Raw genomic sequence first — 13548 nt, 5'->3', positions numbered from 1 at the left:
AGATTAAGATTGAGATTAAGATTAAGGAATCCCAGGGTTTTCCTCAATCTTAATCTCAATCTGCTTCTCAGTCTGCTTCTCCTACGCCGTGTCAGCGGGGAGCTCGATGACGAACCTGCTCCCCTTGGGGTAGTTTTCCTTGGCCCTGATGAAGCCGTGGTGGTCGGTGATGATGGTGTTGACGATGGCAAGCCCGAGCCCCGTGCCGCTCTTCTTGCGGGAGAAGTACGGCTCGAAGAGCCGCGGACGGTCCTCGGCGGATATGCCGTGGCCGGTGTCGGAAACGGTGAACGTGACCATCTTCAACTGGCTGTCGTAGCTGGTGCTGAGTTCGACCACTCCCTCGCCGTCCCCCTCTATGGCGGCGACGGCGTTGTCCAAGAGGTTGATCACTACCCGCTTGATCTGGTCGCGGTCCAAAAGGATCGGGGGGATTGCCTCGTCGGCGTTCAGCACGAAGCGTATGTGCCGGTGCGCCTCGTCGTAGAGGGTGAGCGCCTCCTTGAGTATCCCGTTCAGGTCGTTTGGCTTCAGCACCGCGGCCGGCATCCGGGCGAAATTGGAGAACTCGTTCACCAGCCCCTTCAGCTCGTCCACGGACTTGATGATCATGGCGGTGCACTGGTCGAACACCTCCTCCTCCCCCTCGAACCGGGTGAGGTAGCGCTTCCTCAGCCGCTGGGCGGAGAGCTGGATCGGGGTGAGCGGGTTCTTGATCTCGTGGGCGATCCTTCTGGCCACCTCGCGCCAGGCGGCCATGCGCTGCGCCTTGATCAGCGAGGTCATGTCGTCCAGCACCACCACCATCCCCATGAAGGCGTCATTTTCGTCCTTAAGGACGGTGAGGTTGGTGAGCAGGGTGAGCTCCGCGTCGCGCATCGGGATTACCACCTGCCGTACGATGGAGTCGTGCTTGGCAAGCACCATGTCCCGCAGGAGCCCCTTGACGATGTCCAGGTGCTCCGGGCGCAGCACCTCGCGGAAGTTCTGCCCGGTGACCTGGTCCGTGTTGATAAAGAGCAGCTTTTCCGCCGATTTGTTCACCGTGGTGAGCAGGCCGTTCTTGTCCACCGAGATGATGCCAGCCGTGACGTTGGCGAGCACCGCCTCCATGTAGCGGCGGCGCTGCTCCAGCTCGAGGTTGCTCTTTTGCAGTTCCTCGTTGGTGTGCTGCAGCGCGAGCTGGTTCGCCCGGAGGTCCTCGGTCATCCGGTTGAAGGAGGAGATCAGCATCCCTATCTCGTCCCCCCCACTTTGGCCCAGGTGTACGTCCAGGTTCCCCTCGGCCACCTGCCGGGTCGCCTCCGCCAGTTCCTGAATCGGAATGGTGAGGCTTCGGGCGAGGTACATCCCGAACCACACGGCCAGGAATAGGATCACCATGGTGATCAGGAACAGGGTGAGTATGTATCCGGTCCTGATCGGGTTTTTCAGGATCTTCAGCTGGCGGAACTCCTGGTAGGAGGAGGAGATCTCCCGCATCTTGGACACCAGCGAGTAGGGGACGTAATAGTTGACCACCACCACCCCGACCACGTCGTTCTCGTTGAAGTTGCTGTGGATGGGGACTATGCCGCGGATGAGGTCGGCCTTGCCGATGGCGTTGACGCGGGTAAGCCTGGCCCCGGAGAGGACGCGTTGGATATCCTCGGACGAGGGGTTGGTGAATTCACCCAGCGGCAGCTTGGCGTTGCCGGCCCGGAACAGCTCCTCGCGCTGTGCCGAGAAGACCTCGACCACCCCCAGGTTGTACTCGGTCTGTTTCTGGCGCACCAGGGCCTTAAGCTCGGGGAGGTTCTCCTCGTTCAGAAGCTTGCGTTCCTTGATGGCGGTACTGATCTGCTCGCCGTAGTAGAGGGCGTTGGCCGCGGAGGTCTTGTAATAGACCTGGGCCACCTCCATCGACTCGTTGAGCGAGGTCTCGACCTGCTTGTTGAACCAGTTCGAGATGCTGTTCTTGATGAAGCCGGCGGAGACGAAGAACAGCAGCATGGTCGGGACCAGCGAGAGGGTGACGAAGGCAAGCACCAGCTTGGTGCGCAGCTTCGCCCCCGGCGTATTCTTGCGCCGCTCCAGAACCAGCTTGGCTATGTTTCTGAAGACCAGGTAGACCAGCAGGATGATGAGGAGGATGATCAGGTTGACCATGCCGAAGATGGCGATGTTGCTTCCCATCGGCACCTGCTCGCTCAAGCGGGAGAGGTGGATCTCCAGGTAGGTGAGGAGGCAGATGGTTAAAAGCGAGATACAGACGATTATGGCCTCGCGCTTTCTTTTCCTCACTTCACCGGCGGAAAGTTCCGGCCCCTGGTATTGCGGGGGCGTTCCCCCTTTTTCGGCTGAAATCGGCATTCGGGCACTCTATACGAAAGGTTGCGGGATTTCAAGTAGTGCAAAAGGAGCTGTAAACGAAAAGAGCAGCCCCGTCTGGTGGCTGCTCCGATTCGCTTAATCTTTGTCTTAGTCTCAAACTCAATCTTAATCTATACCTTAATCTGCCTTTAAGCCTCCAGCCAGGAGAGCTCCGGTATGCCGATGTTGAACGGAGCGTTGAAGGCCTGGGGGGTGAACTCGATCAGTGTGTAGCAATCCGGGCGCTTCAAAAGCTCGGTGACCAGCTTGTGGTTTAGGTCGTGTCCCGACTTGGTCGCCTTCACGTGGCCGATGAGGCGGTGGCCGGCGAGGGAGAGGTCCCCTACCGAGTCGAGGATCTTGTGGCGCACGAACTCGTCCTGGAACCTGAGCCCTTCGGGGTTGATGACGCCGTTGTCGCCGATTACCACGGCGTTCTCCAAGGAACCCCCCAGCGCCAGCCCGTGGGACTTCATCATCTCCACCTCGGCCAGAAAGCCGAAGGTCCTTGCCGCGGCGAAGTCGCCGATGAAGCTTTCCTGGCTGAATTCCAGGGAGCGGAACTGGCTTTTTACCGCCGGGTGGGCGAACTGCATGTCGAAGGAGATCTTGTAGTGACGCGAGGGGATGATGGTCGCTTTTTTGTCCCCTTCCACGACGGTCACCGGCTTTTTAACCACGAGGTACTTGCGCGCCTTGCCGGAAACCTTCACCCCGGCCTTGGCGATCGCGGCCACAAAGGGGGCGGCGGAGCCGTCCATGATCGGGACTTCCGGGCCGTCGATGTCGACGTGGGCGTTGTCGATGCCGCAGCCGTAGAGGGCTGCCATCAGGTGTTCTATAGTCGAAACGCTCGCGTCGCCGCGGCCGATGGTGGTGGAGAGCCTGGTGTTGACGACGTTGGAGGCGTGGGCCTCGATCGAGACGGCGGGGGCGAGGTCAATCCTGTGGAAGACGATGCCGGTCCCGGCCTCGGCCGGGCGCAGCGTCAGGGTAATAGTCTTACCCGTGTGCAGTCCGATGCCGCTGAACGTTGCTTTGTTTCTCAAGGTCTGCTGGAATATCATCTGCTTGCTCCCTGATAATCAGTATGCGGACTATCAAGCAAGGAGCGCGCCAAAGTGCGGGTCTTGTTCATGAGAATCAAAACCGTAGGCATTCCGGAGGCATAGAGGGGCAGGGCAGGGACGGGTGACTCGCGGGAACTGTGGCGAAAAATGCCCGTGTGGTGGAAAAGCAACGGCAGGTGTGGCTTTTTTGCTACAGTCTGCCGGAGCGGAGAATGGCGATCATCCACCAGATGCCGACTACTCCGGCGCAGCTGTAGCCGAAAAAGGCGAATACAGGGAGCCCCCAGAGCATCGGGCCGCGGTTGGTCTGCATGGCGATGGAGGAGCCGATCAGGAGCGCCGCTATGATGAGGCTCAGGCAGACCCGGTTCGCGGAGCGGTCGAGCTCACGGCTGAAGCGGTCCAGCCCCCGGTGTTCCAGGTCGATGCGGAACTTGTTCCGGTTGATCTTGTTCAGGATCTCCTTCAGCTCCCGCGGCAGGTTGCGGGCCAGGGTGAGGTATCCCTCCAGCCCCTGCTCTATCTCGTGCAAAAGGCGTCCCGGCGAGTGCTGCTGCCTGTACTCCTTCTCCAGGAACGGCCGCAGGTGCCCGACCATGTCGAAATCGGGATCGAGCTTTCTCCCCATCCCCTCCACCACCACCAGCACCTTGACCAGCATGGTGAGGTCCGGGTGCACTTTGATGCGATGCGTGGAGACCAGGTCGATGAACTCAAGGAGCATGCGCCCCACCACGATCTCCTTGAGCGGGATCTCGAAGTAGCTGTCGATGAACTCGGCGAGCCCCTTTTTCAGCGCGTGCATGTTGACGTTCTCACCCGCGTCGCCGGCCTCCGCCACGATGTAGGCGAGCCCTTCGACGTCCCGGTCTATGACCGCGCCGAGGACGTCGGTCAGGTAGCGCTTCACCGCGGGGTCGAGCCTTCCCACCATGCCGTAGTCGAGCAGGCAGATCACGTTGTTGGGGAGGATCAACACGTTGCCCGGGTGTGGGTCGCCGTGGAAGAAACCGTGCTCCAGCACCATCTTCAGAAACGCCGTCGCGCCGCGCCGCGCGATCTCGCGCCGATCCAGCCCCGCCTTCTCGATGGCGCAGATGTCGCTCACCTTGATGCCGTCCACGTACTCGGTGGTGAGCACACCCTTGGCGGTCGCCTCCCAGTAGACCTGCGGGAAATGAAGGTCGGGGCCCCCCTTGAAGTTGTCGCGGATGCGCTCGATGGCGTGCCCCTCGCGGGAGAGGTCCATCTCGCGCCGTATGGTGTAGGAGAATTCCCGCACCACCCCAACCGGGTCGTAGATGTCGCTTCTGGCCATGTGGCGCTCCAAAAGCAGCGCCACTCCCATCAGGATGTCGATGTCGGTCTCGACCGCCTCCGTCACGCCCGGGCGGCGCACCTTCACCACCACGTCCTCGCCGGTGATGAGCGTGGCCCGGTGCACCTGCGCAATCGACGCCCCGGCGATCGCCACCGGCTCCACGTGGAGAAACCGGCTTTCCAGCGGGACCCCCAGTTCGTGCTCGATATGTACCTTTATCTCCTCGAAGTCGATGCAGGGGATCTCGTCCTGCAGGCGCGTCAGTTCCTGCACGAACGCGGGGGGGATGATGTCGGCGCGGGTGGAGAGGAGCTGCCCCAGCTTGATGAAGGTCGGCCCCAGTTCTTCCAGGGCCAGGCGCAGGCGCTCGGGCGCCGAGAGGTGAGCCGCCTTGTTGGGGCGGCGCAGCATGCGGCGCGACAGGGCCACGACGTGCCCCAGGTTCAGGTACTCCAGCAACTGACCGAGGCCATACCCGCCCATTACGGTGATGATCTGCCGGTAACGCCGGATGCTCCGGACGTTGCGGTTGATGTTCAGGATTCTATACACTCTTCCTCCGCCTCGACGCTCAGGTTTTGCACCTGGAGCGCCTCAAGCGCCCGCACGCGCCGCTCCAGGCGGTCGTACTCTTCGCGGGACACCATTCCCATCCGGTCGAGGGCTTTCTTCACCTCGGTCTCCGCCATCTCCGCGGAGCGCTGCTGCCCCGTCTTGACCATCTCCTGGATCCGGTCCAGGAACGCCCTTCCTTCCTCCTCGCTGATCTTGTAGCGGGACTTCATCTCCTGGACCAGCTCCTCCCCTTTTTTCTGGGTGATCGCCGCCGCGCCGAGCGCCGTGAGCATTACCTTCTCGAAAAGTTCAAACATGGTACCCCTCCTTGGGCATCTGAATTCGCGCCGGTTATTAGGCACAATCTAATGATATCGGTCGGCCGTCCATTGTCAAACTTGGACACCCTTGACATTACTCAGGTTCTCGCTGATACTCGCTGCTTTAAAATAATGAGAGAGGAACCGCACGCATGCACAGGAAGAAGATGTTCACCATTAAGAATGTGGGACAGATACTCCTGCAGCGCCAGATGATCAGCGAGGAGCAGTTCCAGGTGCTGCTCGCCCAAGGGGAGGCGCAGGCCCTGCGGCTGGCCGGCGCGCAGCAGGCCGGCTATTCCCGCCGGGTGCTGCATGCGCCGGAAAAGGCCTCTCCTGCCGAGGTGATCGCCTCCTTGAACCTGGAGATTCCCGGGGCGGGGGGGAAGCTTCTGACCGAGGACGCCATCACGGAGGTGCTGGCGCAGGCTGTCGGGCTTCCTTATCTCAAGATCAACCCGATGAAGCTCAATCTCGATCTGGTCACGGCGCACATCTCCCGCCCCTTCGCCTTGAAGCACCTGATCGTCCCGGTGGGATACGAGGAAGGGGTGGTGGTGCTGGCGGTAGCCGACCCCTTCAACGAGGAGGTCGTCGAGGAGCTCAGATCCATCAAGCGGATGGAGTTTCGCCGGGTCTTGGCCTCCAGAAACGACATCCTCAAGATACTCAGGGAGTTCTTCGGCTTCCGCGCCTCGGTGCAGGCCGCCGAGAGCGAGGTCACGGCGGGGGTGGACCTCGGCAACCTCGAGCAGTTCGTGCGCATGAAGACCGGGCACGAGATCGAGGGGACGGACCGCAACATCATCTCCGCCGTGGATTTCCTCTTGCAGTACGCCTTCGACCAGCGCGCCAGCGACATCCACATCGAGCCCAAAAGGGAGAAATCCCTGGTGCGGCTCAGGGTGGACGGGGTGTTGCACAACGTCCACGTGGTTCCCAAGCAGCTGCACCCCCCCATCGTCTCCCGCATCAAGATGCTCTCCCGCATGGACCTCGCCGAAAAGAGGCGCCCCCAGGACGGCCGGATCAAGACCAACCACCAGGAAAAAGAGGTCGAGCTGCGCGTCTCCACGCTCCCTGTCGCCTTCGGCGAGAAGGTGGTAATCAGGATCTTCGACCCCGACGTGCTGATGCAGGAGCTCGACCAGATAGGGTTCTACCCCCGCGAGTACCAGCTCTACAGCTCGTTTTTGCGCAGGCCCAACGGCATCATCCTGGTCACCGGCCCTACCGGCAGCGGCAAGACCACGACGCTCTACTCGTCCCTGCGCACCCTCTCCTCGCCCGAGGTCAACATCGTCACCGTGGAAGACCCCATCGAGATGGTGATGGAGGAGTTCAACCAGGTGGGGGTCCAGTCCGGGATCGGGGTGACCTTCGACAAGGTGTTGAGAAACGTGCTGAGGCAGGACCCGGACATCATCATGATCGGGGAGATCCGTGACAAGGAGACGGCCGAGAACGCGGTGCAGGCGGCGCTCACCGGGCATCTGGTGCTATCCACCCTGCACACGAACGACGCTCCCTCTTCGGTGACGAGGCTCATCGACCTGGGTGTTCCCCCCTTTCTCATCTCTTCCACCGTGGTCGGGATCATCGCGCAAAGGCTTTTGCGCAAGATCTGTCCGGCGTGCAAGAAGGAGCGCCGGCTTGCCCCCGACGAGCTCGAATACCTGGGGCTCAAGCGCGCCGGAACCGTCTGGTCGGGCGAGGGGTGCGCAGAGTGCCGCGGCACCGGCTACAAGGGGAGGACCGGGATCTTCGAGGTGCTGGATGTGAACGAAGCGGTGAAGGGGGTTATTTCGGAGCGGCTCGACCTTGCCGAGTTGCAGGCGGTCGCCCGCCGCGATGGCCTGGTCACGCTCAGGGAGCAGGCCGTCCGCAAGATGCTGGAGGGAATCTCCACTTACGAAGAGGTTATCGCGGTCACCGGGTAGGGCGCTGGCCGGACCGGTCGGACAGTCTGAGGGGACAGGCACCTTGCGGAGCCAGTCCCCTCAGACAGGTCGGGCAGGCGCGGCTACCCTTTTTTGCAGCGCCTGCTCCCGATTCACCCACCGTGTCCCTTTCTTTTTGGATTCGCTTCGCGTCAGCGCTCCGGTCGCCTGCGAATTGCAACGTCACGTTTGGTCCGGGTTACCTCGCTTCCGGGTTAGACACCACGACGATCCCCGATTCGGTCACCCGGTACCCTTTGAGCCGGTCCTGGTCATGGTCGAGGCCGATTTCCGTGCCGTCGGGGATGACTATGTTCTTGTCGATGATCGCCTTCTTGATGGTGACGTTGCGCCCCACGGTCACGTTTTCGAACAGGATGGAATCCTCCACCAGGCTGAAGCTGTTCACCTTGCAGCGCGGGCCGAGAATGGTCCTTCTCACCGTGGCCCCGCTGGTTATGCACCCGGCGCAGACGTAGGAGTCTATGTTCATGCCGCGCCTTCCCTCTTCGTCGAAGACGGTCTTCGCGGGGGGGAGGTTCCCCTGGTTGGTGAGGATGGGCCACTTGTAGTTGTACAGGTTCAGCTGCGGCGAGACGTTGATGAGGTCCATGTTGGCCTCGTAGTATGAGTCGAGGGTTCCTACGTCCTTCCAGTACCCTTTCTCCTCCGCCTTCATCCCGGGGATGATGTTGTCGTTGAAGTTGTAGGCGAACACCTTGTCCCGGTTTGCCAGCATCATCGGGATGACGTGCTTGCCGAAATCCAGATCCTCGTAACGCTTCTTCCCCTCCTGCAGCAACTCGATCAGCTTCTTGGTGGAGAAGATGTAGTTCCCCATCGAGGCGAAGCAGGTGCTCCGCCCCGGGATGCACTCAGGATGTGCCGGCTTCTCGGCGAAGGCGGTGATGTGGTAATCCTCGTCCACCGAGAAGACGCCGAAGCGGCTGGCTTCCTCGACCGGGACCTCCAGCGCGGCGACGGTAAGGTCGGCCCGGTTCCTGCGGTGGTAGTCGATCATCTGGCTCACATCCATCTTGTAGATGTGGTCGCCGCCGAAGATGGCGACGTAGTCCGCGTCGGAGGATTCGACGAACCTCAGGTACTGCAGGATCGCGTCGGCCGTTCCCTTGAACCACTCCTCGCTCTCGGAGCTGGTCTCGGGTGAGATGGAGACGAAGAACTCCCCGAGCCCGGTCCACTTGCCCCAGGACTCCCGGATGTGCTTGGTGAGCGAGTAGGCGCGGTACTGGGTCAGGATGTAGACCTTCTTGATCCCTGAGTTGAAAAGGTTGCTCAGCACGAAGTCAATGATCTTGTACTTGCCGCCGAACATGACGCTCGGTTTGGCCCTGCGCGTCGTCAGCGGGCTGAGCCTTTCCCCTTTGCCGCCTGCCAGCACCATTGCAATCGTGTTTCCGACATTACTCATGGCATACATATCCTATCCTCCAAAGGATTTCGGTGTCATGGCGCCTTTTGGGGGGGCGCATTTTTCTGCTCGCTGTGCTGGTAAGGCTTGCTCTGCTTGAATTCGACCTCGACGGTCATCTGTTCCCCGTTTCGCTCAAGCTTCAGCGTGCCCCGGTCGCCCACGTGTTTCTGCTTTACCGCGTAGATCAGGTCGAAGGCCTCCGCGAGCGCTTGGCCGTCCAAGGTGAGAAGCAGGTCCGCCTCCTTTATTCCGGCCCGCGCGGCGTTCGATTCGGGTATCACCTCCTTTACCAGCAGCCCCCGCTTGTCCGGGGCCGGATCGAAGGCTACGCCCAAAAGCACGTCGTTCTTCGGGAGTTCCTCGTAGGCGGTATGGACCAGGAAGTCGAAGGCCGCCATGGGAAACCCCGGGAGCTCAACATCCATGGTTTCAGGCTGCACTTGCCTGGTGACGACCACCTCGTGCCCTCCAATGGTCACATAGGAACTCGGCACGCGGCGAAAGACGCGGCGGGGAATCCCGAAGCCGTAGCTTACGTGGTTGCCGCCGGCCACCACCAGGAGGTGACGGTCCTGCCCCTGCGGACTCTCCAGGAAACGTGCCGCCGTCTCGGCCATGGTGTCGTCCCAAAGCGTCTGCGCGCGCAGAAAACCCTCGGCCGCCATCTTGCCGTGGCTGTGCCCGGCGAAGATGCTCTCGGTCTGCGCCCGCTGGTACGGGTCGGAGAGGTCGAGCTCGGGGAGCTGCGCCTTTTCCGCGGCGCTTAGGTCCTCCAGGGGCTTGCTCTGCACCGCCTGCACCAGGCTTTTCTCCGCGTTGAGCCCGATGACGGGGATCCGCTTTTCCTTGGCGTAGAGCAGCAGGTCGCGGTAGTAGTCGAAATCCATCTTCCAGGTATCGAACCAGTGTGAATCCTTGACGAAGGTTTTTTCGTCCAGCTCGCCTGCGCTCCAGCGGTCCAGGACGGGCTGCTGGGACTTGGTGAACATCTCCATTCCGAGGGCGACCTTCCCCGGGTAGCGCCCTTCCAGGGCCTTCAGCATGTCCAGCTCCAGGCGGTGCGAGGCGGGGTTGTCATGCGTCTCCCCCACGTAGACCACCCGCGCGTCGGTGGCAATCCTCTTCATCTGTTCCGGAGTCACCAAGGTGCCGGTGGGGAGGTGGACGATGTCCCCCACCTTGGGCGCAGACGGAAGCGGATAGGGCACCTCGGGGTTGCCGATGACCTGTTTTCCTGAAGTCGTGCAGCAACCGGTCATGGCAAAGAGCGAGAGGGCGGCAGCGAGGTGCCGGAAGTGGGAAAGCATGGTGCCTCCTGATAGCGTGACGGCCCAACGGGCCTTTTATAGTCGGGCAAGGAAACCTCCTGTCGGCGGGCCGGAGAGTCGTCCGGAAACGGCCGTCCTGCCGGCAACGGCTGGCGGCGGCTTAGTCGCCCCTTATGGGTTAAAGGGGTATCATACCTTCTTTAATGAGCTTGTCTAGACCGTTTTGCCCGCGCCGGGAAAAATGGGTCCTGACATAGCTGGTCGACCTTTGGAGGCCCGCGCTGAGGTCACTGTATCAAGATTGGAAGGATATATCATAACTTTTCATGAATAGGAACTAAAAAGCATAAGCGCAGGAACGGGTAAAAGGTATATAGGACTATTACTTCACCGCACTGAGCTATATCCTACTTCTGTCGAGGAGGTTGAGCGACGCAGTCAGTGGTGACTGTTTGCATCATCTGGCATCCGCTCTCTATGACTGAGCCGTTCCCCTCTCTTGGTTTGGGTCGCTAAACGTATGTTTGACGGGCTTTTTTATGTTGACAATAGCGGCCGGTCGCAAATAGAATCGCTAATTTAATACATCTGGGAGGTCATGTGATGGGAAAGCTTTTTAAAGTGGCGGTATTGCCAGGAGACGGCATAGGTCCCGAGGTTATGGCTGAAGCACTGAGGGTGCTCGATGCAGTCGAGAAACGTTACGATGTCACTTTCGAGCGGACCCACGCCAACGTAGGCGGGGCGGGAATCGACCAGGAAGGTCGTGCGCTTCCCGAGACCACCGTAAACATATGCAAGGCTTCGGACGCCATCCTTTTCGGCTCCGTCGGCGGACCCAAGTGGGAAACACTTCCCCCGGACGAGCAGCCCGAGCGCGGCGCCCTGCTGCCGCTTCGGAAGATCTTCGGCCTTTACGCCAACCTGCGTCCGGCCATCATCTTCCCGTCGCTCACCAGCGCCTCCTCGCTGAAGGAAGAGGTCATCGCAGGAGGCTTCGACATCCTGGTGATCCGCGAGCTGACCGGCGGCATCTACTTCTCCCAGCCCAAAGGGATCGAAGGCGAGGGGCGTAACCGCGTCGGCGTCGACACCATGCGCTACAGCGTCCCGGAGATCGAGCGCATCGCGCACGTGGCATTCCAGGCGGCGAGAAAGCGCGGCAAGAAGGTCTGCTCCATCGACAAGGCCAACGTCCTTTCCAGCTCGGTCCTCTGGCGCGAGATCGTGATCAACATCGCCAAGGAATACCCGGACGTCGAGCTCGCCCACATGTACGTGGATAACGCCGCGATGCAGCTCGTGAAGTGGCCCAAGCAGTTCGACGTGATCCTTTGCGAGAACATGTTCGGCGACATCCTCTCCGACGAAGCTGCCATGCTGACCGGCTCTTTGGGGATGCTTCCCTCCGCCTCGCTGGCCGAAGGGACCTTCGGCATGTACGAGCCTTCCGGCGGGAGCGCCCCGGACATCGCAGGGCAGGGGATCGCCAACCCCATCGCCCAGATCCTCTCCGCGGGGATGATGCTCCGTTACTCTTTCGGCATGATCGAGGCGGCCGACGCCATCGACAAGGCGGTCGCCAAGGTGCTGGACGGCGGGTACCGCACCAGGGACATCTATCAGGAGAAGGCAGGCGAGAAGCTGGTGAACACCAAGGAGATCGGCGACGCCATCATCGCGAACCTCTGATTCAAGGGGACAGATTCAGGGGGACAGGCACCTAGCGGAGCCAGTCCCCTAGACGCGCAACACGGTAGAGGCGGGAACCTCCCCGCCGGTGCGTATATTAAATACAGACTAAAAAAGGAAGGTCGCCTATGAAAGTCGGACTGGTTGGTTGGCGTGGCATGGTAGGCTCCGTTCTTCTCCAGCGCATGCAGGAGGAAAACGATTTCCAGGGAATAGAGCCGGTTTTCTTTACAACCTCGCAGGTGGGGCAGCCTGCCCCCATGAACGCGGGGACGCTCAAGGATGCCTCTGACATCAACGAGCTTAAGAAGCTGGACGTGATCATCACCTGCCAGGGTGGCGACTACACCAAGGCGGTGCGCCCCGAGCTGAACAAGGCGGGATGGAAAGGGTACTGGATCGACGCGGCCAGCACGCTCCGCATGGAGAAGGACGCCGTCATCATCCTCGACCCGATCAACCGCAACGTCATCGACGCTGCCCTTGCCAAAGGGGTCAAGGACTACATCGGCGGCAACTGCACCGTGAGCCTCATGCTCATGGGACTGGGCGGGCTCTTCAAGTCCGGCGCGGTCGAGTGGATCACCTCCATGACCTACCAGGCAGCCTCCGGCGCGGGCGCTCCCAACATGCGCGAACTCCTCTCCCAGATGGGCGTATTGCAGGGCTCGGTAGCCGATCTCTTGGCCACACCGGGCTCCGCCATCCTGGAGATCGACCGCAAGGTGACCCAGACCCTGAGGGGGGGCGATCTCCCCACCAAGGAGTTCGGCTTTCCGCTCGCGGGTAGCGTCCTTCCCTGGATCGACCGCGAGGTCGAGGACGGGCAGAGCCGCGAGGAATGGAAAGGGTATGCCGAGACCAACAAGATCCTCGGCACCGCGAACCCGATCCCGGTCGACGGCATCTGCGTCCGCGTGGGCGCCATGCGCTGCCACAGCCAGGCGCTGACCATCAAGCTGAACAAGGACATCCCCATCGGCGAGATCGAGGAGATGATCAAGAACGACAACCAGTGGGTCAAGTTCGTTCCCAACACCAAGGCGGAAACTTTGGCCCAGTGCACCCCGGCAGCCGTTTCCGGTTCGCTCACCGTGCCGGTGGGGCGCGTGAGGAAGATGAAGATGGGGCCGCAGTACCTCTCCGCCTTCACCTGCGGCGATCAGCTCCTTTGGGGCGCCGCCGAGCCGCTGCGCCGCATGCTGCAGATCCTGAAGGAGAGGTAAAGGCAAAGGCAAAGGCGTAGCACGCGGATTTGACGGAAACAACGGATAATGGCAGATAAACCTTTTCCTGATTAGCGCCAATCTTCCGCTAGACGTAACCATGTCTCTGATCGCCTGCCGGTACGGGCAGCAGCTGTTACAAGACGGGGCAACATCGCAGCCAGATCAAAGCGCCGGTTGAAACGATACTGATATTCGCCGAGATACCTGTGTGGGTACTTCGAGAAGTCGAAGGCATGGTAGGTCCCCACGATGGCATTCTTGAGGTTGCCGAGGATGGTGTTAACCCAGGTGAAACATTCCATCTTCTGGCTCTTCGTGGAGCCTTTTCTGATTATGTGCTTCTCGTGAGTGCAACCGGCTTCTGTT

Annotated in this window: 10 protein-coding genes; 3 read left to right on the top strand and 7 right to left on the bottom strand. The window is 60.9% G+C overall.

The features are described 5' to 3' along the window. Nucleotides 1–81: 81 nt before the first annotated feature. The 4 genes from K419_RS0110165 to K419_RS0110150 form a co-directional block, all read right to left on the bottom strand. Nucleotides 82–2352 (bottom strand): sensor histidine kinase, encoded by a 2271-nt coding sequence (locus K419_RS0110165; protein WP_026841490.1) that lies wholly within the window; start codon nucleotides 2350–2352, stop codon nucleotides 82–84. A gap of 149 nt (nucleotides 2353–2501) precedes the next feature. After that, complete coding sequence (gene lpxC, locus K419_RS0110160) at nucleotides 2502–3419, bottom strand: UDP-3-O-acyl-N-acetylglucosamine deacetylase (protein WP_026841489.1); 918 nt, start codon at nucleotides 3417–3419, stop codon at nucleotides 2502–2504. A 193-nt stretch (nucleotides 3420–3612) separates the two neighbouring features. Beyond that, complete coding sequence (locus tag K419_RS0110155; protein ID WP_026841488.1) at nucleotides 3613–5295, bottom strand: ABC1 kinase family protein; 1683 nt, start codon at nucleotides 5293–5295, stop codon at nucleotides 3613–3615. Further along, nucleotides 5280–5615, bottom strand: a complete 336-nt coding sequence (locus tag K419_RS0110150) for a phasin family protein (protein ID WP_012529336.1) — start codon at nucleotides 5613–5615, stop codon at nucleotides 5280–5282. The genes K419_RS0110155 and K419_RS0110150 overlap by 16 nt, the downstream gene beginning before the upstream one ends. A 155-nt stretch (nucleotides 5616–5770) precedes the next feature. Between K419_RS0110150 and K419_RS0110145 the strand changes: the two genes are divergently transcribed. Further along, on the top strand, nucleotides 5771–7558 hold the full coding sequence (locus tag K419_RS0110145; RefSeq protein WP_026841487.1) for a GspE/PulE family protein: 1788 nt from the start codon (nucleotides 5771–5773) through the stop codon (nucleotides 7556–7558). Between the two features lie 199 nt (nucleotides 7559–7757). On the opposite strand, the gene glgC is transcribed toward K419_RS0110145, so the two are convergent. Together glgC and K419_RS0110135 are read right to left on the bottom strand one after the other, a co-directional pair. Then, complete coding sequence (gene glgC, locus K419_RS0110140) at nucleotides 7758–8999, bottom strand: glucose-1-phosphate adenylyltransferase (protein ID WP_026841486.1); 1242 nt, start codon at nucleotides 8997–8999, stop codon at nucleotides 7758–7760. Nucleotides 9000–9025: 26 nt separating this feature from the next. Beyond that, complete coding sequence (locus tag K419_RS0110135) at nucleotides 9026–10300, bottom strand: ChaN family lipoprotein (protein WP_026841485.1); 1275 nt, start codon at nucleotides 10298–10300, stop codon at nucleotides 9026–9028. 564 nt (nucleotides 10301–10864) lie between these two features. On the opposite strand from K419_RS0110135, the gene leuB reads away from it, so the two are divergent. Both leuB and asd read left to right on the top strand, forming a co-directional pair. Next, nucleotides 10865–11953 carry a 3-isopropylmalate dehydrogenase gene (leuB, locus tag K419_RS0110130; RefSeq protein ID WP_026841484.1) on the top strand — a complete coding sequence of 363 codons (1089 nt, stop codon included), beginning with the start codon at nucleotides 10865–10867 and terminating at the stop codon, nucleotides 11951–11953. Nucleotides 11954–12081: 128 nt separating this feature from the next. After that, entirely contained in the window at nucleotides 12082–13179 is a 1098-nt protein-coding gene (gene asd / locus K419_RS0110125; RefSeq protein ID WP_026841483.1) for an aspartate-semialdehyde dehydrogenase, read from the top strand. Nucleotides 13180–13250: 71 nt separating this feature from the next. Here the strand turns inward: asd and K419_RS0110120 are convergent. Further along, the coding region (locus tag K419_RS0110120; protein ID WP_026841313.1) for a transposase at nucleotides 13251–13548 on the bottom strand (298 nt) is incomplete at its 5' end.

This window comes from Citrifermentans bremense R1, from assembly GCF_000426865.1.
In the GTDB taxonomy this organism is placed as follows: domain Bacteria; phylum Desulfobacterota; class Desulfuromonadia; order Geobacterales; family Geobacteraceae; genus Geomonas; species Geomonas bremensis.
This window is presented reverse-complemented; position numbering and strand designations above follow the sequence as displayed.

What these genes read in the sequence shown, in the direction of transcription:
- K419_RS0110145 (WP_026841487.1), top strand. Translation starts at nt 5,771, where the DNA reads ATGCACAGGAAGAAGATGTTCACCATTAAGAATGTGGGACAGATACTC.
- K419_RS0110165 (WP_026841490.1), bottom strand. Translation starts at nt 2,352, where the DNA reads ATGCCGATTTCAGCCGAAAAAGGGGGAACGCCCCCGCAATACCAGGGG.
- lpxC (WP_026841489.1), bottom strand. Translation starts at nt 3,419, where the DNA reads ATGATATTCCAGCAGACCTTGAGAAACAAAGCAACGTTCAGCGGCATC.
- K419_RS0110150 (WP_012529336.1), bottom strand. Translation starts at nt 5,615, where the DNA reads ATGTTTGAACTTTTCGAGAAGGTAATGCTCACGGCGCTCGGCGCGGCG.
- leuB (WP_026841484.1), top strand. Translation starts at nt 10,865, where the DNA reads ATGGGAAAGCTTTTTAAAGTGGCGGTATTGCCAGGAGACGGCATAGGT.
- K419_RS0110135 (WP_026841485.1), bottom strand. Translation starts at nt 10,300, where the DNA reads ATGCTTTCCCACTTCCGGCACCTCGCTGCCGCCCTCTCGCTCTTTGCC.
- asd (WP_026841483.1), top strand. Translation starts at nt 12,082, where the DNA reads ATGAAAGTCGGACTGGTTGGTTGGCGTGGCATGGTAGGCTCCGTTCTT.
- glgC (WP_026841486.1), bottom strand. Translation starts at nt 8,999, where the DNA reads ATGTATGCCATGAGTAATGTCGGAAACACGATTGCAATGGTGCTGGCA.